General features: G+C 63.4%; 17 protein-coding genes, 1 tRNA gene and 3 pseudogenes. 15 read left to right on the top strand and 6 right to left on the bottom strand.

Annotated features, from left to right (window positions below):
- Positions 1-73: 73 nt before the first annotated feature.
- From LV780_RS07930 to LV780_RS07985, 12 genes are all read left to right on the top strand, one after another.
- The gene (locus LV780_RS07930; protein WP_181318454.1) at positions 74-1888 is read left to right on the top strand and encodes a chemotaxis protein; all 1815 of its coding nucleotides are present in this window, start codon (positions 74-76) and stop codon (positions 1886-1888) included.
- A gap of 106 nt (positions 1889-1994) precedes the next feature.
- Complete coding sequence (locus tag LV780_RS07935; RefSeq protein WP_233863751.1) at positions 1995-4355, top strand: methyl-accepting chemotaxis protein; 2361 nt, start codon at positions 1995-1997, stop codon at positions 4353-4355.
- 58 nt (positions 4356-4413) lie between these two features.
- Positions 4414-5013, top strand: a complete 600-nt coding sequence (locus LV780_RS07940; protein WP_101341648.1) for a chemotaxis protein CheD — start codon at positions 4414-4416, stop codon at positions 5011-5013.
- Complete coding sequence (locus LV780_RS07945) at positions 5010-5309, top strand: STAS domain-containing protein (RefSeq protein WP_011908814.1); 300 nt, start codon at positions 5010-5012, stop codon at positions 5307-5309. Before LV780_RS07940 ends, LV780_RS07945 begins: the two co-directional genes overlap by 4 nt.
- A complete protein-coding gene (locus LV780_RS07950; RefSeq protein ID WP_011908815.1) occupies positions 5284-5652 on the top strand; it encodes a response regulator in 369 nt (122 codons plus the stop codon). The genes LV780_RS07945 and LV780_RS07950 overlap by 26 nt, the downstream gene beginning before the upstream one ends.
- Before the next feature lie 7 nt (positions 5653-5659).
- Entirely contained in the window at positions 5660-7720 is a 2061-nt protein-coding gene (locus LV780_RS07955) for a chemotaxis protein CheA (protein WP_108220287.1), read from the top strand.
- Between the two features lies 1 nt (position 7721).
- Positions 7722-8180: a chemotaxis protein CheW gene (locus tag LV780_RS07960; protein WP_101341646.1), complete on the top strand. Its 459-nt coding sequence runs from the start codon at positions 7722-7724 to the stop codon at positions 8178-8180.
- Positions 8177-9061, top strand: a complete 885-nt coding sequence (locus tag LV780_RS07965) for a protein-glutamate O-methyltransferase (RefSeq protein WP_108220288.1) — start codon at positions 8177-8179, stop codon at positions 9059-9061. Before LV780_RS07960 ends, LV780_RS07965 begins: the two co-directional genes overlap by 4 nt.
- 10 nt (positions 9062-9071) lie before the next feature.
- A complete protein-coding gene (locus tag LV780_RS07970; protein ID WP_011908819.1) occupies positions 9072-9458 on the top strand; it encodes a response regulator in 387 nt (128 codons plus the stop codon).
- A gap of 35 nt (positions 9459-9493) precedes the next feature.
- Positions 9494-9802, top strand: coding sequence for a hypothetical protein (locus LV780_RS07975; RefSeq protein ID WP_181318455.1), 309 nt, complete (start codon positions 9494-9496; stop codon positions 9800-9802).
- A gap of 121 nt (positions 9803-9923) precedes the next feature.
- A complete protein-coding gene (locus LV780_RS07980; RefSeq protein WP_117344983.1) occupies positions 9924-11021 on the top strand; it encodes an ISAs1 family transposase in 1098 nt (365 codons plus the stop codon).
- Between the two features lie 214 nt (positions 11022-11235).
- Positions 11236-12323 (top strand): IS3 family transposase gene (locus LV780_RS07985; RefSeq protein ID WP_117345046.1). Its coding sequence is split into 2 segments (ribosomal slippage): positions 11236-11497 and positions 11497-12323, totalling 1089 coding nucleotides; the frame shifts between segments, so codons are not numbered across the junction.
- 84 nt (positions 12324-12407) lie between these two features.
- Here LV780_RS07985 and tnpA read toward each other — a convergent pair.
- Entirely contained in the window at positions 12408-12842 is a 435-nt protein-coding gene (gene tnpA, locus LV780_RS07990; protein ID WP_117344984.1) for an IS66-like element accessory protein TnpA, read from the bottom strand.
- Between the two features lies 1 nt (position 12843).
- Positions 12844-13080 (bottom strand): transposase, encoded by a 237-nt coding sequence (locus LV780_RS07995; RefSeq protein WP_147326420.1) that lies wholly within the window; start codon positions 13078-13080, stop codon positions 12844-12846.
- Between the two features lie 96 nt (positions 13081-13176).
- Here LV780_RS07995 and LV780_RS08000 point away from each other — a divergent pair.
- Positions 13177-13266: transfer RNA gene (locus LV780_RS08000), tRNA-Ser, on the top strand.
- A gap of 227 nt (positions 13267-13493) precedes the next feature.
- Positions 13494-13760: pseudogene (locus LV780_RS08005) on the top strand (transposase); the annotation flags it as partial.
- Between the two features lie 110 nt (positions 13761-13870).
- Here LV780_RS08005 and istB read toward each other — a convergent pair.
- Positions 13871-14734 carry an IS21-like element helper ATPase IstB gene (gene istB / locus LV780_RS08010; RefSeq protein ID WP_101339570.1) on the bottom strand — a complete coding sequence of 288 codons (864 nt, stop codon included), beginning with the start codon at positions 14732-14734 and terminating at the stop codon, positions 13871-13873.
- A pseudogene (gene istA, locus LV780_RS08015) lies at positions 14731-16264 on the bottom strand (IS21 family transposase). Before istA ends, istB begins: the two are co-directional and overlap by 4 nt.
- 185 nt (positions 16265-16449) lie before the next feature.
- On the opposite strand from istA, the pseudogene LV780_RS22080 reads away from it, so the two are divergent.
- Positions 16450-17317: pseudogene (locus LV780_RS22080) on the top strand (integrase core domain-containing protein); the annotation flags it as partial.
- 11 nt (positions 17318-17328) lie between these two features.
- On the opposite strand, the gene LV780_RS08030 reads toward LV780_RS22080, so the two are convergent.
- Together LV780_RS08030 and LV780_RS08035 are read right to left on the bottom strand one after the other, a co-directional pair.
- Entirely contained in the window at positions 17329-19401 is a 2073-nt protein-coding gene (locus tag LV780_RS08030; RefSeq protein WP_108222794.1) for a recombinase family protein, read from the bottom strand.
- Positions 19391-19585: a hypothetical protein gene (locus tag LV780_RS08035; protein WP_146172366.1), complete on the bottom strand. Its 195-nt coding sequence runs from the start codon at positions 19583-19585 to the stop codon at positions 19391-19393. The genes LV780_RS08030 and LV780_RS08035 overlap by 11 nt, the downstream gene beginning before the upstream one ends.
- Between the last annotated feature and the right edge of the window lie 393 nt (positions 19586-19978).

The raw sequence follows: 19978 nt of genomic DNA on the forward strand, positions 1-19978 counted from the left end.
ACCCGCCCTCCCCCAGCGCCTCCCGACGCAAAGAAACCGCACGTCCCGTGCCCCCATGCGAACAGGATACCGAATGCCCGTTCTCCAGCCGCTTCCCGAACCGGCCGATCCGCCCTCGGCAGCAGACGGCACGGCCAGTATCGCCCCTGTGTCGGCCGTCAATCCGGGGCCAATCCTGACGGAGCGCGATGCGAGCAGCATCCGCCGCGCTCCATCCGCGAGTTCGCTCCACCGGGCGTCGCACCGCGTCACGGTCCTCGCGAGTACGACCGAGCAGGTGTTCCTGCGGGCCGGCACGAGTCTCGAACTGGCGATCTCACGCTTCGATCGTCTGTCGGCGCCCCTGTCGGGGCTTGCCGCGGTGGCGGGCTCCGGCGAGTTTTCTCAGGCCACGATGGCCGCCGAATGGCTCTCGGAACGCGCGACCGTCTTCGCCGAGATCAGCCAACCGCTGCTGGACCGCATCACCTCGCTCTCTGTCGCTGCCGAAAGCCTGGGCGCGGACCTCGGCTCCATGCGCCAGTTGATCCGCACGATGTCCATCGTCGCACTGAACGCGCGCGTCACCGTGGCTTCTCTCTCGGACCAGAAGGCGGAACTCGAGGTCTTCACCACGGCCGCAACGGGTCAGGTGAGTGAAGCGGCCGAGATCACCGAACAGATTGCGGAAGCCGTCGAGCAGATGGGCCGCAGGCTGGAGCAGGCAGCTGGCGAGGCCGCAAACCTCTCCCATCTCCTCCGGCGCCAGCTCGGTCCTGCCCTGCTGGGCCTGCGACAGGACATGGCCGCCTTCGAGAAGGAATTGGAGCGTGCGACCGCCGCCGGAAGCATCCTGATGACACAGGGCCACGAGTTCCGCCGCGCAGTGACGGCAGCGGTTCTCTCGCTCCAGATCGGAGACACGACACGCCAGCGGCTGGAACATGTCGCCATCATCCTGAGGGATGCCGCCGGACAACCCGACGCGCCCTGTTTGGCGCGTCTGTCGCTCGCGCTGGCGGCGGCTCATCTTAGGGACGCGCATGAGCGTCACGCGGCCGCAATCGTCACCGCACGCGCCGCCCTGCGGGACGCCGGCCAGGCCACCAGCGACATCGGGCGTATCAGCGGCAGCGTCGGCATGTCGCCACGGCACAATCTGAAGCACCACCTTCAGCGGCTCCAGATCATCCTTGGTGCGTGCCGCGCGGCGCAGGCGCGACTCGTCCGGGTTGCACAAGACCTTTCTGACGGGCTGGATCGCCTTCTGCGCCTTCTGGAATGCATGTCCGGCGTCGAGGAACGCATGAGCATGATCGGCCTGAATGCCGTCATTGCTTGCGCCCAACTTGGCCAGGAAGCGCTGGCACTCCGCGAGATCTCGCTTCAGCTGCGCGAGCTTGCATCTGCATCGGCAGAGCGCCTGGGTCATGTGGCACGAAGGCTCTCCGACATGGGGTCCGATGCTGTCGCCACCGCCGCGGAACTCGAAGGGCGCTTTCATGAGGATCTCGACGAACTGACGTCGACCGGTGATAACGTCTTCTCGCTCCTGACCAAGATCGAATCCGGAATTGCCGAAACCGGAGCTGCCGTCGATCGCGAGCGTCGCCTCGCCGAACGTGACATAGCGGCGGGAATCGGCGCCTTGGATGGCCATTTCGCCTCGTTTGCCGAACTGCATAGCATGGTGCCTGCGCTCGATCGATGGTCCCGCTTCTTCCCCAACTGTCCGCCGGACGAAATGCAGAGCGAGGCGCTGGCGAGAATTCGGTCGACCTACACCATGGCTGCCGAACGCCTGGTCCATGACACGCTTCTCAGGGACCTTGGTCTTGCCGTCGCAGAGGAAGAGCCGGGAAAGTCGTCGGGTCCTGCCGCCGCCGACCTGTCCGATTTTCTGCTCTAGTCCCGCTGAACTTCATCATTCGGAAAGACCCGCCCCATAGGTTCGTGAAGGAGACACGCGCAGGCACAGGCGCCAGCCTTGGGGCTGAGACTGACAGGACACCAACATGAAATCGACTGACATGCTCCACCGCGAACGTATGAGCCCCAGTGTCGTCCTGCTTCTGGGGGCGGTGTTGCCGCTGGCTATGGGAGGAGCTATCGCATTCCACCTTGCCGACAAGCAAGTGTCCCTCCTTTCTGCTCGAAATGCAGAAACCATCGCCCAGGTAGTTGCCAACGAAGGACGAGCGGCCCTGGCCTTCCGCGACGGGCGTCGCCTGACAATGCTGTTCGAAACCACTGCCAATGCAATCGCCAAACCGGGGCTGATCGGGATTGCCATGGATTCAGAAGGCCGCCCGATAGTTCATTCGTCGAGCGAGATACCTGATGTCTTGCACGATCTTGCCACAGAAGCGATGGCCAGTCAGCGCATGATCACTGACGGATCAGTCGTTGCGATACCGGCGCAACGCGATGGCGACGGCTCGCCAATCGGCGTGATCGCCCTTTCTCTCCCTCCCTCCGTAGACTGGCGGGATTTTTATCCATCGCTTATCATTCTTCTCTGCAGTCTCGTTATCTTTACCGGGACCCTCACTTTCGTCTGGCAGCGGCTCAGGGCCAGGCACGTCGCTCTTGAAAATCTCCTGAAGCAGGCCTGCGCCAGTGGAAACGATCCGGCCATGCTCCGCCGCCTCGGTCAAGAGCATCCCCTTCAAGGGGAGCACCTCCTCGCGCTCTCAGCGAGCATCCAGAATACCCGGGAGCGAATGGCTTCCTTGCAACTTCACGCTTCCGCGTTTGAGGCCTTGGATGTTCCATGGCTTCTTGCAGACCAGGAAAACACAATTTCGGCATGTAATGCCGCAGCCAGTCAGCTGGCTGAGCGCGACGCAGAAACGTTAGTCGGCCAGACGCTCTCTGTTGTTGATGCCAGGCTACTGGAGCTTACGGCCAGTGAGAAATCCAAATCGACTCTCCTGCACATTTCAGGTCGACCTACCGCTGCACACTTCAGATCGGTTGCAGACACAGGTTACAAGATCGTCGTGCTTATCGATCAAAGCCGCTCCGCCCATCTCGAATACCTCCTGAAAGCCATAAAAACCAGCATGACATGTGCTGAGTATGATGACAATGACATGCTCGTAAATGCCAGCACAGATTTCAAGCAGCTATTCGGGTCATCGACCTCAAGCATTGCCTCGCTTGTCGGGGACTCTGTGACCGCTTCGCACTTGATCGAGCGGGTGCATCTTGAGAAATCCACGAGACACAAGTTTGAACAGGATATGACCGATGGAGACACAAAGGACATAACTCTAAACATGATCAGCATCCCGGACGGCGGTCTTCTTGTTTTTGCAGATTCAATCACCCTCGTGAAAGAGGCCAGACCAATTGATCTATCGAACCTGGTGGAGTTCCTGCAATTGGTATTTTCGCAGCTTGCGGAAGGGAACCTTTCCTGCCGGTTCAAGGAGCCCCTGCCAGTGCCCCTCGACAGGCTGCGCCCCTATCTGAACGGAGCCATAGGTGGGTTGGCGTCCTTGATTGATGATGCAGTCTCCTCTGCAGAGAGTATTCGAGACGAGGCTCACGACATCAGTTCGGCCGCCCAGTCGTTGGCGCAACGGACCGAAAGCACGGCAGCGACACTGGAACAGACAGCCGCCGCGCTGGACAGCCTGACCCTTTCCGTACGTGCCGCGGCGGAAGGTGCCGCGGAAGCTGATCGTGTTGTCTCTGACGCAAAAGCCAACGCGGAGCAGAGTGGGCATGTTGTCATAGAGACAGTCGCTGCGATGGATGCCATTGCCACCTCGTCTGACAAGATCACGTCCATCGTCAAGGTGATTGATGACATCGCTTTCCAGACGAACCTTCTCGCTCTGAATGCCGGCGTCGAAGCTGCAAGAGCGGGAGATGCTGGACGCGGTTTCGCCGTGGTCGCTTCAGAGGTGCGGGCTCTCGCACAGCGTTCCTCCGAAGCTGCCCGCGAGATCACTGACCTCATTCTCAAGAGCGGCAGCCAAGTGAAGCGGGGCGTCGATCTCGTCGGAAAAACGGGACAAGCTCTCCAAGAGATCGTGTCATCAGTATCGGAAATATCAGATCTTGTATCCGATATAGCCGTTTCTTCCAGACGCCAATCGGCCTCGCTGGCCGAGATAAACTCGGCTGTGAACAATCTTGACCAATCAACACAACAAAACGCGGCCCGGCTTGAGGAGGCGACTGCAGCGAGCGAGTCGCTGACGCACAGTGCCGTATTGCTCCTCGATGCCATGCGCCGGTTCACGACTGAAACATCAAACACAACAAGTGTGCAGACAGGGGCACTAACGCGCCGCCCGCCCCCCCGCGCAGCGGGTGCGCTAGCGCGATCCATGGATGCGAAGAATGGCTGGGAAGATTTCTAGATCGGCATGAGCCGTTTCAGCCGAGCGGCGTGAACTCGTCACAAAATAGGATCGGCGAATGTTTGATCGGGAGACATCGAGAGATGATGTGGCCGTGCAGACAATTCATGTAATGCAAGGAGCATATGTTGCATCCGACGCTCCAAACATCGTCTACACCACAATCCTGGGTTCCTGCGTATGCACATGCATGTGCGATCCGATTGCGAGAGTTGGAGGGATAAATCACTTTCTTCTGCCCTATGCCGGCGTCACTAAGGTCGAAAATCTTCGCTACGGCTACCATGCAATAGAAATCTTGATCAATTCTCTGCTCAAACTCGGGGCAAACCGTCACAGACTGGAGGCGAAGCTTTTTGGAGGAGGCAGCATGACGCTGCAACTGGGCGCGGTGGGGCCAGCCAATGCGGCTTTTGCACAGCAGTACTTGCGGGACGAAAGCATAAACTGCGTGGCAAGAAGTCTCGGCGGGACGAGGGCGCGCAAGATAAGGTTTCATCCGACGTCAGGCCGGGTGCAGCAGATGTTTCTGACAGATATCGAGCAATTGCCACCGGAGAGTCCTCGCGTCCGTCTTCAACGCGGTGCCGGCGAGCTAATTTACTTTGATTGCGACGCAAACTCGGATCCAGCAGCATTCGGGAAGGAAATGCGATGAACAACCACTTCGATCTTCCGGAACGCCTCAATCATCAGGGAGCGCGTCATCTTTACGCTGCGCTCCTCGGCATGCCGCCCGGCGATACGACGCTCAACGCAGGCGGTGTCACCTTTGTCGGGGGGCTCGCGTTGCAGGTGCTCTTGTCGGCGGCAGCACAGTGGCGGAGCCGGGGGTTTCGGTTCGACTGCTTAACCATGTCCCCGGCGTTCACCGATGATATTGCACGGATGGGAGTTGATCCCAAGGAGCTTCGGGAGATTGGCAGTCATGCCGCTGACTATTCTTGCCATTGATGATTCCCGAACCATTCGCGAACTCCTGCGGGAGGCGTTGGTGCGGGCGGGCTTTCAGGTTCATCTCGCAATTGACGGGGTTGACGGGCTTGAAAAGCTGGACGCCGTTAGGCCGAATGCCGTCATAACGGACATCAATATGCCGCGAATGGATGGGTTTGGGTTCATTCGGGCCGTACGCGCGCAACCCGAGCAGTCCGCACTTCCGATCATCGTCCTCACAACGGAAAGCGCTGCCGAACTCAAGAGCCGCGCTCGGGAGGCCGGAGCGACGGCCTGGATCGTCAAGCCGTTCGACGAGGCAAAGCTCGTGTCCGCACTGCGACGTGTTACGGCTGCGTGAGGGCGTCATGGATCACGCCGATATTCGCGAGACCTTCTTCACGGAATGCGAGGACCTCCTGGAAGCGCTTCATGATGGCCTGGCCCGCATTGAGTACACGCTCTGCATCGGCATGGACGCCGAGACGGTCAACACTGTCTTCCGGGCCGTTCACTCCATCAAGGGCGGTGCCGGCGCCTTCAAGTTGGACCAGCTCGTACGATTTGCTCATCAGTTCGAAACCACGCTTGATGCGCTTCGCGCGGGCAGGATCGTCGCTGATCCGGCCCTGATGGGCCTCTTGCATCGGTCGGCTGACCAGCTTTCCGATCTTGTGCAAGTCGCTCGCGCCGGGAATGACGCGGCTTGCCCGAATCTCTTGTGCCTCACGCACGAACTTGCCGCCGCCGCCGGGGAAGATGAGGACAACGGAGATTCAGATGCCGAGGACTTCGGGTTTTCTCCGCTGAGCCTTGATCTCGATCTTGGCGGGTCCGACCTGACCAGCGGATCGAACGGCGGACGCTATGCCATCGCGTTCAGCCCCACCCGTGCCTTGTATGCCTGTGGTAACGACACGAGCGTCCTCTTGCGGGTGCTGTCGGATCTCGGCCGAATGGAGGTGCGGCTCGACCGTTCACGCCTGCCGGATTTTGATGCGCTGGACTGGCAGGAGAGTTGGCTCGACTGGCAGATCATCCTTGAGACGGACGAACCAGAGCATCAGATCGACGAGATATTCGAGTTCGTCGAGGATCTCTGCCGCCTGGAGGTGAGTCCCCTTCCAGAGGACATGACGCTGGAGGAGACAGAAGTCGGACATGCGCCCGAACCACCCGCTTCCACGGTAGCAGGGCCGTTGAAGAAACCGGCTGATGAGGGGCGTGGCTCAGCACCAAGGGCGACCGTCCGGGTGGACCTCGATCGTGTCGACCGGCTCATCAACATCGTGGGTGAGCTTGTGATCAATCAGGCGATGCTGTCGCAGTGCGTTCAGGACGAAGGCGTGCCTCAACGGTCGCCCATGCGCGGCCGGCTCGACGATTTTCGCAGTCTTGCGCGCGAGATACAAGCCAGCGTCATGGCAATCCGGGCGCAAGCCATCAAGCCATTGTTCCAGCGAATGGCTCGCATTGCACGGGAGGCGGCGACAAGCGCGGGCAAGCAGGTCCGGCTTGTCACCGAGGGCGAAGGCACGGAAGTGGACAAGACCGTCATCGAGCGTCTTGCCGATCCCCTGACCCACATGATTCGCAACGCAGTGGATCATGGGATCGAGACGCCAGAGCTTCGGGCGTCGGCTGGCAAATCTGAAACGGGGATGATCACGCTCTCGGCGGCTCATCGTTCCGGGCGGGTCCTGATCGAGGTTCAGGATGACGGCGGTGGCATCAACCGCCCGCGCGTTCTGGAGATCGCTCGCAGCAAGGGCCTTGTGCCCGAGAATGCGGTTCTGTCGGACGAAGAGACGGACGAGCTTCTCTTCATGCCGGGCTTTTCGACCGCATCGGTCCTCTCTGACCTGTCCGGTCGCGGCGTCGGCATGGACGTGGTCAGGAGCACCATCGAGTCGCTCGGCGGGCGCGTCGGTATCACGTCGGTGCCCGGCCACGGTACGCGCTTTTCGATCAGCCTGCCCCTTACGCTTGCAGTTCTGGACGGGATGGTGGTGGACGTAAGCGGGCAGACCATGGTCATCCCCGTCTCAACGATCATCGAAACCCTTCGGCCGTGCCCGGCCGACGTGCATGGCCTCGGTTCGGGAGGTCAGGTGGTGGGGATACGCGGCAGCTTTGTCCCGATCGTGGATTGCGGCGCCGTCTTCGGCTACCGCGATCCCGTTCACACCTACGACAAAAGCGTGCTTCTGCTGGTCGAGACCGGACGCCAGAAACTGTGCGCTCTGGTGGTAGACGCCATACACGATCAGCGTCAGGTGGTCATCAAGGGGTTGGAAACCGGCTACGGCGACATTCCCGGCATCGCCGCGGCGACGATCCTCGGAGACGGGCGAATAGCCCTGATCATCGACCCGGAGGGGCTCGTTGAACTCGGCGCCTCCCCCCATGGTCCCGGCTCGGAGCTCTGACATGCAGGCGAGTGCGACAGAAGCCGATCTTCGCGAAGTTGTGGCCTTCCGCATCGGAAGCCAGGAGTTCTGCATCGACATCCGGGCGGTCCGGGAGATTCGCGGCTGGACGCCGACGACGATTCTGCCTCATGCGCCCGCCTATGTCATCGGGGTGATCAACCTCCGGGGACTGGTTGTTCCGATCATCAATCTGGCAGCGCGGCTTGCGGTTGGCGCCCCCGAACCTGACGCCCGGCATGTTGTCATCATCACGGTTGTGGACGATCAATTGATTGGCCTGCTGGTCGATGCGGTGTCCGACATCCTGACGGTTTCGCCATCCGCGGTTCAGCCGACACCGCAGGTTGCATCCGAGGCAACGCAGGCCTTCGTCCGGGGCGTGATCATGATAGACGCGCGAATGCTGCGGCTTCTGGACCTTGCGGGCGTGCGTCCCTCTCCCAGACCTGCGACATGACAGGCGCGCCGCGACATCTGTCTTCGGTCGAACGTGACCTGCACCTCTCGCCCGAGGACTTCCGGCGCTTAGCAGACTTGGCCTATGCCGAGGCAGGGATTGCAGTTCCTTGGGCGAAGGAGCCCCTGGTCTATGCCCGGCTCGTGAGGCGCTTGCGCGAGCTATCCCTGCCCAGCTTCGGCGCCTATGTCGATCTTCTCACGTGCACGGAAGCTGCAGAAGAGCGCGCTCTGTTCGTGTCTGCCATGACAACGAACACGACGCGCTTCTTCCGGGAACAGCATCATTTCGACCTCCTGGCGGATCGTGTGCTGGCTCCGTTGATCGCGGCCGCCCGTCGCGGCGCCCGTGTCCGCCTCTGGTCGGCTGGTTGCTCCTCCGGCGAAGAGCCTTTCAGCATCGCGATCACGGTCCTGAGCATCTGTCCAGAGGCGCCGACACTCGACCTCAAGATCCTCGCCACCGATATTGACCACGAAGTCCTCACCACGGCTCGGACCGGCAACTTCTCCGCGGCCTCCCTTGCATGCCTGCCGGAATCGACCCTGAAGGCCCACTTTGGCCAGCCGGATCCCGAGGGCGGACGGCAAGTGGCGTCGGATCTTCGGGCGCTGGTTTCTTTCAAGATTATGAACCTCGTCCGGCCCTGGCCGATGACTGGGCCGTTCGACGTGATTTTCTGCCGCAATGTGGCGATCTATTTCGACAGCGACACACAAGACCGCATCTGGAAAAGTTTTGCTGCAACACTGAGGCCGGGCGGTCACCTCTTCATAGGTCACTCCGAGCGGCTTTCGCGTTCGGTCAGACACGAATTTGAAACCATTGGCATGACATCATTCCGCCTGCGTGCACCGCAATCGCCCAGCGGCACAGTATAGGAGACTACGTTTGGCACTCAGGGACAGTATCAGGATCATGGTCGTGGACGACATGTCCACAAGCAGGGGTCTGATCATTCAGGCGTTGGAGGAGATCGGCATCAAGAGAATCGATTTCTGCAAGGACGGCGCCACTGCCCTGCGACAACTGGCCGCCAATCCCGTTCATCTGGTAATCTCCGACTTCAACATGCCGGGACTTGACGGACTCGGCCTCCTCAAGGGAATCCGGGAGAACAAGACGACGCAGCGCATGGGCTTCATACTGGTCAGCGGGACTGCAAGTCGCGACATCGTCGAGAAAGGTCAATCACTCGGCATGAACAATTTCATCAAGAAACCGTTCACGACAGACGGGATGCGCAGAGCCATCCAGGCCGTGGTAGGTGCGCTATGACGGCCCAGGACGAAATGGCCTTGCGGGAGGTCCTCATGCGTCTTGCAACTCGACTCGATCGCCTCGCGGCAGTAAGCCTTGCGATCGAGGACGCCGTCGGTCGCAACATCGCGCGAGCAGGGGCGCTAGGCCGCGATGCAGAGACCCTCCAGAAACTGGACGATCTTGTACAGTCTTTGGCAGGTTTAGGGGCTTACGCAGCAGCGTTAGCCGACAGAGTCGATGCACATCAGGTTATCGATACCCGCGACGCGAAAAAAGTGGTACAACAGCGCAGCCTTTTGGGGACGTTGACAGACATAGAACACGACGACGTGGATTCCGGAATTGCAGATTTCTTCTGAACGAGTCCGGCCTGAACAACCAGGGGAATCGCGTTTGTCCGAGGCTTGATCGAAGGCGCTTGCGCTCGGGCGTGATATGGATTCTCGGGCGGAGACAACCCGCTCCGGAGGCCCGCGCCCGATGCAGATCTTCCTCTCCGCCTTCGACGACATCCCTGATCCGCGCGCCGACAACGCCCGCCACGACCTTGCGGAGCTGCTCGTGGTGGCCTTTGTAGCCGTGCTCTGCGGAGCGACCTCTTGCGCCGAGATGGCCGCCTTCGGCCGCGCAAAGGAGCGTATTTTCAGGGATTTCCTGAAGCTCCGCCACGCCATCCCCTCGCACGACACATTCTCGGCCGTGTTTCGGGTGATCGACCCGAAGGCGCTCGACGCGGCCTTCGGGCGGGTGCTCGCCGAGATCGCGGGCCTCCTCGGCAAGGGCGACGTGATTGCCATCGACGGAAAGGTCCTGCGCGGCTCGCGCGACCGGGGCGATGGCGGACGGACGCGGATGATGGTCTCGGCCTACGCCGCGCGGCTGCGCCTGACGCTCGCCTCGGTGCCGACCGAGAAGGGCGGCGAACTGGAGGCGGCGCTCGAGGTGCTGGGACTGATCGCGCTGAAGGGCAAGGTGGTGACGGCCGATGCGCTGCACTGCAATCGCCGCACGGTTGCAGCGATCAACGCCCGGGGCGGCGACTGGTGCCTCTCGCTGAAGGCCAACCAGGACTCACTTTTGTCCGACGCCCGCTCGTGCTTCGGCAAGCTGGCGCCCGACCATTCGGTGGCCCGCCAGGAGGAGACGGGGCACGGCCGCCGCGAGACGCGGACGGCGACGGTGGTCTCGGCCAAGGGATTGGCGGAGCATCATGATTTTCCTCGGCTGAAGGCGTTCGGCCGGATCGAGGCCACCCGCGAGAGCGAGGGCAAGATCCAGTCCGATACCCGCTGGTTCGCCCTCTCGTGGCTGCCCACGCCCGAGGTCCTGCTGGCCACCGTGCGCGCCCACTGGGCCATCGAGAACGCGCTGCACTGGCAACTGGACGTGTCGTTCCGCGAGGACGCCGCGCGCAACCGCAAGGATAACGGGCCGGACAACATCGCCGTCCTTCGACGCCGCGCGCTGGACGTGGCCCGGCGAGACGGGTCCAAGAGTTCGCTGTCGATCAAGCTGAAGCGGGCGGGGTGGGATGACGAATTCCTTCTCAGCCTTCTCAAGCAGTTGCCCGAGACCTGATCCAAATGCGATGGCCCTGCCTGAACAACCTCGAAGTGGTTGACTGGCAGGGAGAACCCGAGGTTTCAGTCGCCATGGCCTGCAGGATTTCATAGAATTGGGCCCAGAACCGTGCAATTTCGGCCCGTCGCATGGGCGTTGTTGGGTAATCCTCCCCAAGGTTAGAGGGATGCGGAAGTAGAATTTTCTCGGCAGGATGGACGAGGAGATTCCGATGAAGAAGAGCCGTTTCACCGAAGCCCAGATCATGGGCGTGCTGCGTCAGGCGGAGGGCGGTTTGGCCGTGGCCGAACTGTGCCGCGAGCATGGGATCAGCACTGCGACGTTCTACAAGTGGCGGGCGAAGTATGGCGGCATGGACGCGTCCATGATGAGCCAGATGAAGGCCCTCGAGGACGAGAACCGGCGGCTGAAGCGCATGTTCGCCGACCTGAGTATGCAGGCCGACCTGCTTCGCGAGGCCCTTGGAAAAAAGTGACGCGGCCAGCTCAGCGCCGCGAGCTGGCCGAGAAGGCGGTGGCGACGAAGGGTGTGAGCATCGCGCTGGCCTGCCGGGCGTTTGGCGTCAGCGAGACCTGTTTCCGCTACAGCCCGAAGCGCGACGAAGAGAACGAGATGATCGCAGACCTGCTGGTCGGGCTGACCAATGTCCACAAGACCTGGGGGTTCGGGCTGTGTTTCCTGCACCTGCGGAACGTCAAAGGGCACGTCTGGAACCACAAGCGGGTCCATCGGATCTACTGCGAACTGGAACTGAACCTGCGCATCAAGCCGCGGCGACGGCTGAAGCGGGAGAAGCCCGAGGAACTGGCCGTGCCCGAGGCGCCGAACCTGGTCTGGTCGATGGATTTCATGGCCGATCGGCTGGCGGATGGGCGGCAGTTCCGGCTGTTGAACGTGCTGGACGACTTCAACCGCGAAGGTCTGGGTATCGAGGTCGACTTCTCGCTGCCCGCCGAGCGGGTCGTCCGGTCGCTGAACCAGATCATCGAGTGGCGCGGCAAGCCCTTGGCGATCAGGGTGGACAACGGCCCGGAATACGTCAGTTCCACGCTGATGACCTGGGCTTCGAAGCAGGGCATCGCCCTGACCTACATCCAGCCCGGCAAGCCGCAGCAGAACGCTTACGTCGAGCGCTACAACCGGACGGTCCGGCATGAATGGCTGGACCTCTACATCTTTGAAACCATCGAGGAAGTGCAGCAGATCGCCACCGAATGGCTCTGGAACTACAACAACGAACGCCCCAACATGGGCATCGGCGGGGTCACACCTGCCATGAAGCTGAAGATGGCCGCGTGAATTCTACGGCCGGATCCCGCTAAAACCGGGAGGATTACCCAACCCCGCCTGCGATCCAGACCCGCGTTCCCGCTGGAAAGGCGATCATGCGCGTTCGAGCACCTGCACGAGGCGCGTCAGCGCCACCGCCTCGATGTCTGCCGACACGGCGGGGCGTCGGCCGTTCGCCAGCGTGATTTCGATCCGCGCGTGGGCATCCGCTCCTTGCATGGCCGGTGCCTCCCGCTGTCGGTCACGAAGATCTGGGCCGATCTCCACCGGCGTGAAAACCGGGCGTCCGCCGTCCAGCAGCCCCTTGTGCCAGGCGCGCCGCCATTGCGTCAGCAGCGCGCGCGAGATCCCGTGCCGGCGTGCGACCACCGAGCCCTGCCGGTGACCGAGATAGCTCTCTTCGACGATGCGGATCTTCTCCGCGTCTAACCAGGTCCGGCGGCGGCCAAGCTCGCCCGCCGCGAAGACCTCGAATTGTGAAATGACCTTGGAGTGAACCCCGCGGGCTGGACCACGGGGGCTGTTCAAACTAAGCTGCCTTGCGGGCGAATAGTGTTTCGAATTCCTCGGAGGTTCGGTAGCCGAGGGCGGAGTGCAGTCGCTTCGAATTGTAGACCTGCTCGATGAACACGGGCAAGCGGGCAGCCACATCAGATTCCGCTGGGTTGATCAGCCAAGGCGTACAGATCCAAAAGCCGCCCTTCGCCAAGTCGAAAGCGAGCATGCTGGTCTTTTTCGTCACGTAAGCGCTCTTCGCTGTTGCCATGCAACATCATGGCATGCGTGATGCTGTCGGGTTGGGGCATCCAACGTATCAGTTCAACTTGCCCTTGCAGAACAGCCGAGCTAAGAAGAATCAGATGGAGCGGTGGCCGAGTGGTCGAAGGCGCACGCCTGGAAAGTGTGTAGGCGGGGAACCGTCTCGAGGGTTCGAATCCCTCTCGCTCCGCCACCTCACGCGAGGTAGTACTAGCAAATCAGATACTTACGGCGGGCAGGAGAGTCTTGCCCACACACGGTGCCGCCACACGGTGCCGCACACGGTGAGTTAGGGTGGCTCGGGGCGGGCTCCTAAAGGCTGCCTCCTGACTTGGGCTGGTGTAGCCACAAAGGCTGGTCTGCCCCCAGAAAAGTGGTCCTCCCTGAGGTAGGCTTTCGGGCCCGATGGAGGACGCAGGAATGGGACAGAAGAAGCATAGACCGGAGGAGATCGTCGCCAAGCTTCGGCAGGTCGACGTGTTGGTGTCGCAAGGCCGCTCGGTGGCCGAGGCGGTTCGGTCGATCGGCGTAACCCAGTTCACCTACTACCGCTGGCGCAAGGAGTTTGGCGGCCTGAAGACTGATCAGGTGAAGCGGCTGGAGCTGGAGAAGGAGAACGAGCGGCTGCGGAAGGCTGTTTCGGATCTGACACTCGAGAAGCTGATCCTGAAGGAGGCCGCCTCGGGAACCGAAGGTCCGCGTCAGCGAAACTATTGAGCCCCGCCTGTAGAGCGTCAACCTTCTTGGCCGTGACCGACAACCAGGATGGCCGGTTTTGACCGCTGCGGTCGTTGGTGTTACTCGGCGCTGATCTCCCTAAGCTTGTCGTTGATGTTGTCGGTGGCTTCGACGCCGATGTTGTCGCTGGAGGCTGTCGGCGCAGCGACAGGCTCGGAGGATCGGCGTCGTGCGGCGGCGCGGCGGCGGAAGCTCTCGCCGTTCATCTCGAGGATGGTGGCGTGGTGAACCAGCCGGTCGATGGCGGCGACGGTCATGGCCTGATCGGGGAAGACGCGGTTCCAGGCGCTGAACGGCTGGTTGGCGGCGATGGCGAGGCTTCGCGTCTCGTAGCGCCGGGCGATGAGCTCGAAGAGCACCGAGCTCTCGGCCTGGTCCTTCTGGGCGTAGGTGATGTCGTCGAGAATGATCAGGTCGAACTTGTCGAGCTTCGCGAGTGCGGCCTCGAGGACCAGATCGCGGCGGGCGGCCTGCAGCCTCTGCACGATGTCGGTGGTGGGGGTGTAGAGGACGCGCTTGCCGGCCTCGACGAGAGCATGGCCGATGGCACAGAGAACGTGGCTCTTGCCGGCGCCCGAGTTGCCGATGGCGATGAGATTGGCGCCGGTCTCAACCCAATCCCCGGCGGCCAGCGCCTCGATGCGGGCCCGGGTCACGCCGGGCAGTGCCTTGAAGTCGAGCGTTGCCAGCGTCTTGCCGCCGGGGAGTTCGGACTGCTGCAGATGGCGCTGGATGCGGCGGGCATCGCGATCGGCGAGCTCGACCTCGGCCAAAGCTGCGAGGAAGCGCGACGCGGGCCAGCCCTCGGCGTCGGCGCGGTCTGCGAGCATCGTCCAGTGGCGCTGGATGCTGGGCAGGCGGAGAGCCGTGAGCATGGCGGGCAACGCATGCACATCGACGGGGCGCGGGGCAGCGGCGGTCATGCGCGCGCCTCCAGCAGTTCGTCGAAGCGGGCGAGATCGGTGAGGTTGACGGGCGTGTCGTCGGGCAGCTCGCGCCGGCGCGGCTCCAGCTTACTCCTTAGCGCATGGGCTTCGGGCAATTCGCCATGACCGAGGGTCTGGGCAATCAGCGCGGCCAGTTCAGCCTCACAGCCCTCCTCATGGGCGAGCCACAGCAGATCGACCATGCGACGGCAGGCGTCGCGACGCGGCAAGGCGGCGGACAACGCGACCCAGGCCTCGGCGTATTCCGATCGCGGGAACAGGCCGTCGCGGTAAACGGAACCGGCCAGCGCCTGCGGCTTGCGGCGCAGGGCGTGGATGACATGGCGATAGTTGACGCAGTGGACGCGGGTGCCGTCATCGCGGCCGCGACGGCGGGGGTGCGTGACGACAGGGGTCGCTCCGAGAAAGGCCTCGATCCGGTCGTCGTAGACATGGACCCGTTTCGCCGGAGGCGAACCTCCGGTTCGACCGCTTGCCGATCAGTTGGGAGGGCGCCGAGTAGAAGACCTGGTGGACCAGGAAGCCCCCGGTCTTCGTGACCCGCGCGACCACCTCGGTGAAGTCGGTGGTGCGCCGGGCCGGCAGCGGCCTGAGCGCCGCCATCTCAATGCGCACCGCGGACTCGCGCCGGCGGTTGCGTCGAGCAACCAGTTCATCGACGAAGCGGCGCCAGCTGGCGAGATCGGCGAAGTCGCGGGAGCCGCGCAGGATCAGGGCCTGATCAAGGGCGACCTTCAGGTGGTTGTTGTGGGCCTCGACAGATCCATTCTCGTGCGCCTCGCCCGGATTGTTGCGGCTGGCGAGCATGCCGTAGTGGGCGCAGAAGGCGTCATAGCGCTTGGTGACGTCCGCCGCGGCCTCGGCATCGAGGTTCCGATAAGCTGCGGACAGGCTGTCGGTGCGATGCTCGCCAGGCACTCCGCCAAGGGTCCAGAGCGCGTTCTGGAGGTTCTCGGCCAGCGCCGGGAAGCTCTCGCCGCCCAGCACCACGGCGGCATGTTCCCAGCCGCTGTAGGCCAGGACGAAGTGGTAGAGGCGCTGCTCAAGCGGCTGCCCCGCGATCGTCACGCAGAGTTCGTTCGCATCGGTGAAGTCCGACAGCGCCATCCGGCCGGGTTCCGGCGTCTGGCGGAAGATCACGTCGCGCTCGGGTCCGTTCAGGGCACGCCAGTCGCGGACGCGCCGCTCGAGCGTCCGGCGCACGCGGTCGTCGGGGAAGGCCTCCGGATCGCTCGTCTGAAGGTGCCGCAACAGGGTGACGGCCTGAACGGCTGGATCACGCGCGAGGATCGGCAGCAGCACCGGTTCCCACACCGCCTCGAGCGGGTCGGGCACGGTGCGGCCCCGGGGGGCCGGACGTTGCGATGGAAGGCGCGGATCGGCATCGATGCGGCGGGCGGTGCGTTCGCTGAAGCCGGCGCGGGCGGCGGCGACACGCTGGCTGTGCTGGAGACGGTCGGTCATGTAGACTCTCACTTGCTGGTCGGTGACGGGTTTGCCCGGCACGGTCGGATCTCCGTTTGGTAGCAGAGACCTCGACCCTACCGGCCCGCAGCGGCCAGCACCTACCCTTCTCCCCCGAAACGAGGGCCAGCCGCTGGGTTCAGCCTCCGGGACGGGCTACGCCCGTCCTCCGGCTGAACCCAGCGGCCAACTTGCCTGACGGTTTCGGCCAACTTGGTTGTCGCTCATCACCCGCCCGCCGGCGGGCCTGCATCGATCACGTCCGCCAGAAGCTCGGCGTGTCCGAACGGGTCGCCTGCCGCGTGCTGGGGCAGCATCGCTCGACGCAGCGGAAGGTGCCACAGGGCCGGCCCGACGAAGAGGCGCTGACGGCCGACATCGTCGCGCTGGCCAGCCAGTACGGCCGCTACGGCTATCGCCGGATCACGGCCCTGCTTCGCGAAGCGGGCTGGAGGTGAACGTGAAGCGGGTCGAGCGGATCTGGCGGCGCGAAGGGCTGAAGGTCCCGCAAAAGCAGCCGAAGAAGGGGCGCCTGTGGCTCAACGACGGATCGTGCATCCGCCTGCGGCCCGAGCGCCCCAACCACGTCTGGTCTTACGACTTCGTCGAAAGCCGGACCCCCCTCCGTCAGGGTAGTTGTGACCGGTTCTGGATCTGGAAGTGTATCCTGAGGCGGGCGGGACAGGACGAGGGGTTTGGCTTACTCACCGGAACGAAAGGCGGCGGTTCTTACGAAGATGCTGCCGCCGAACAACATGCCCTGGCGTTCGAAGAACGAGCCATCGCGGCGCCATCGGTTCGAGGCCGATGGCGAGTGAGGTGGCGCTGGCCGCGGCCATCCTCCGCGGTGTGCCCGGCCACATACGGTCCGACAACGGGCCGGAGTTCATCGCGACTGCGGTCAGAACCTGGATCGCCGCGGTCGGCGCCCGACGCGCCTTCATCGAGCCCGGCAGCCCCTGGGAGAACGGCTACTGCGAGAGCTTCAACTCGAAGCTCCGAGACGAGCTCTTGAACGGAGAGATCTTCTACAGCCTCGCCGAAGCCCGGATCGTGATCGGGTCCTGGCGCCAGCATTACAACGCTGTTGCATAACACCCATCTCTCTATGTCGTTGAGGGGAATAGGTTTTTCTGGTCATGATGCGGTCCTGCGGGGTGTTTTGCCTTCCGCTTGGCTTGCTCCGCGACTTGCTGTGCCTGTGGTGTGGCGAGTTCGGACCGCCGGAAGAGCCACGGGCCGTCGGACAGGGGGTGGTTCCCCTCTACCACTCCGGCTTCGGCCGCAATCCTCAGGGTCTTCGGCGATACACCGAGCAAGCGCGCTGCGTCGGTCAGGTTGAGCCACGGCTCGATGCCGTCAGGGGCCAGGCGGAACACCGGGATCCTGTGATGCGAGCGCAATGCGGTGACGCGCTCACGCGTCCAGCGATTGCCATGGCCGGTCAGCAGACCGTTTCGATTGAGGATGCTGGCAATCAGATCATCGGAGGCGATGAGCGCTAGGTGGCGCACCGCGACGATGATCTCGGGGGCGGTGCTGTTGCGCTGTCCCCGCCGCCGCTTCGGCAATCGAAGCTCCGTGTGCGCGCCGCCGATCCAATGGATCAGCAGGACGATCTCGGACGCGCCGTTATCAACGTCGGCAACCACTTCATGAATGACGGCACGGACGATACGCTTCTTCAGCCGTGCATCCGTTGTGGGGGCGGCCCATATCGCTCGAAGGTTCCCGGCCAGCCTGGTGGCGTCGAGCACCGCCAGCGAGGAAGGTCCGGGCGCTGTGTCATCATGCATCGCGATTCTGGCCTCGACGTCGGCCGCCTGCTTCAGGGCGCGGTTCCAGCGCGTCTCCAGTTCCGCCGCCACCAGCCGGTTCGCTGGATCGGCGGCATCGTACTGCCGGAACGCCCGATCGGCATGATAGCGGGCCGCTTCGAGATCGCGCAGAAGAGCTTCGCGAACCTGGTCGCATCGGTCGGCAGCCTGCGCCTCTGCCTCGGCGGCGGCAGCGATGGCGCCGGGTTCGACTACCTGCAGCAGGGCTTCCTCGATGGCATCGTCGACTCGCAGGCCGCCGAAGGCGATGCAGCGTGGCTCGCCGTTGTCGAGCAGCCCGCGCCAGCAGGAATAGCGCGGGATGTCGTGCCTGGCTCCGGTGTAGCGGATCGTCAGCTTGCGACCGCAGCGCCGGCAGCGCAACAGGCCCGCGAGGAGGGCATCGCCGTGCTTGGGCGCGCCATGGTGACGGCTTGCGGGGATGTTGTCGCTGACCATCGTGCGGATCGCCTCTGCCCGCTCCCAACCGACATAACCTTCATGCGCACCGGGCTTCAGCGCAAGCCAGTCGCCGCGCGGCTTGCGGCGGCTGCCGGAGCGCGCGATGGCGGCACCGTGCCTCGGCGCCACGCGGGTTTTGCCATAGGCGTAGGCGCCGCCGTAGGCCGGGTTAGCTATCATCCGGTGGATGGAGGCGTAGGTCGGCCTGCGCCAGAAGACGTCGCCGTTGGCGCGCCTGGCCGGCAACTCCAGACTATGTTCGAGAAACCAGAGCAGAGCCTGCCGGGCGCTGCCGAGTTCCGCCACTTTGTCGAAGACGAGGCTGATGGCCTCCTGCACGCGACGATCGGGATCCTTCTCCAGCCGGTCGCCGGCCTTCACGAAGCCGACCGGGGCGGCGACGATCAGCTCGCCGCGGCGGGCCTTCTCGTACCGCGCCGAGAGCGAGCGCTGTCGCAGCAGATCGAGTTCGTACTCGTTGAGGCTGCCCTTCAGGCCGAGAAGCAGGCGGTCGTTGCCCTGGCGCGGAGCATAGACCGTCTCCTGGTCGACGAGCACGGTGTCGACCACGCGGCACATCTCGATCAGCTGCTGCCAGTCGCGGCTGTTGCGGGCGAAGCGCGACACCTCGCGCGCCGCGACCGCACCGACCTTGCCCAAGCAGACCTCGGCCACCATCCGGTCGAAGCCGGCCCGCGCGACACCGCCCGCGGCCGAGCGGCCGAGATCCTCGTCGATGGTCTCGATGGAACTCCAGCCGAACGCCACCAGCCGGTCGCGCATCGCATATTGCAGGGTGCTGCTCTCGCGGTTGTGCAGAACCTGATGGGCCGAGGACTGCCGCACATAGAGGATGGCCTTGCGCTCCAGGTGATGCGGCCCGATCTTCTCATGCATCATGTCCCGCCTCCTTCCGCTGCCCGTCCGCGCCGTCGGCATGGTCGAGGATCAGGCGGACCATCAGCCCGGTCAGCGTCGCCTGCGTCTCGTCGGGCAGGCTCCTCCAGTCCGGCAATGGAAGCGATCCGGCGGCGCAGGGCGGATCGAAGAGGTCGAGTTGCTGCGGTATCGTTCGGCGCGGCATGGGCATCTCCCGGAATCGCATTCAAGGAGGTCGATCCTGCGCCCGAATCCCGCGATCCAGATGGCCCGCCGCCCGCGTCCGCCGTATCGTTCAGCAGAGCTGCCAAGCTCGCCAAAGCCCCGATCGATGCGATCGGGGCCGTCTTCAGCACCCAGTGGTGACTGGCTGCCCGGTCGAACATCCAGGCCGGAACCTCAAGAGCGCGAGCGGAGGCAACACCCGTCAGACTGCAGCGAAATCTCGCCTCGCCCGCCTTCTCGACGGCCTCGTGAACATAGACCCGACAGCCTGCCCATGGATGCCAGGGATAGAGAAGCGTCCGCTCCTCCGTCCCGTGGGTGTTGTGTGATCGAGTTGTACAATTCGAAGCGACTGCACTCCGCCCTCCGCTAC

It is taken from the genome of Cereibacter azotoformans (assembly GCF_021391315.1).
Classification (GTDB): Bacteria; Pseudomonadota; Alphaproteobacteria; order Rhodobacterales; family Rhodobacteraceae; genus Cereibacter_A; species Cereibacter_A azotoformans.

Excerpts from the sequence above, each read along its gene's own strand:
- LV780_RS07930 (WP_181318454.1), top strand. The coding sequence starts at position 74 with ATGCCCGTTCTCCAGCCGCTTCCCGAACCGGCCGATCCGCCCTCGGCA.
- LV780_RS07935 (WP_233863751.1), top strand. The coding sequence starts at position 1,995 with ATGAAATCGACTGACATGCTCCACCGCGAACGTATGAGCCCCAGTGTC.
- LV780_RS07940 (WP_101341648.1), top strand. The coding sequence starts at position 4,414 with ATGTTTGATCGGGAGACATCGAGAGATGATGTGGCCGTGCAGACAATT.
- LV780_RS07945 (WP_011908814.1), top strand. The coding sequence starts at position 5,010 with ATGAACAACCACTTCGATCTTCCGGAACGCCTCAATCATCAGGGAGCG.
- LV780_RS07950 (WP_011908815.1), top strand. The coding sequence starts at position 5,284 with ATGCCGCTGACTATTCTTGCCATTGATGATTCCCGAACCATTCGCGAA.
- LV780_RS07955 (WP_108220287.1), top strand. The coding sequence starts at position 5,660 with ATGGATCACGCCGATATTCGCGAGACCTTCTTCACGGAATGCGAGGAC.
- LV780_RS07960 (WP_101341646.1), top strand. The coding sequence starts at position 7,722 with ATGCAGGCGAGTGCGACAGAAGCCGATCTTCGCGAAGTTGTGGCCTTC.
- LV780_RS07965 (WP_108220288.1), top strand. The coding sequence starts at position 8,177 with ATGACAGGCGCGCCGCGACATCTGTCTTCGGTCGAACGTGACCTGCAC.
- LV780_RS07975 (WP_181318455.1), top strand. The coding sequence starts at position 9,494 with ATGCGTCTTGCAACTCGACTCGATCGCCTCGCGGCAGTAAGCCTTGCG.
- LV780_RS07980 (WP_117344983.1), top strand. The coding sequence starts at position 9,924 with ATGCAGATCTTCCTCTCCGCCTTCGACGACATCCCTGATCCGCGCGCC.
- LV780_RS07995 (WP_147326420.1), bottom strand. The coding sequence starts at position 13,080 with ATGGCAACAGCGAAGAGCGCTTACGTGACGAAAAAGACCAGCATGCTC.
- istB (WP_101339570.1), bottom strand. The coding sequence starts at position 14,734 with ATGACCGCCGCTGCCCCGCGCCCCGTCGATGTGCATGCGTTGCCCGCC.
- LV780_RS08030 (WP_108222794.1), bottom strand. The coding sequence starts at position 19,401 with ATGATGCATGAGAAGATCGGGCCGCATCACCTGGAGCGCAAGGCCATC.
- LV780_RS08035 (WP_146172366.1), bottom strand. The coding sequence starts at position 19,585 with ATGCCGCGCCGAACGATACCGCAGCAACTCGACCTCTTCGATCCGCCC.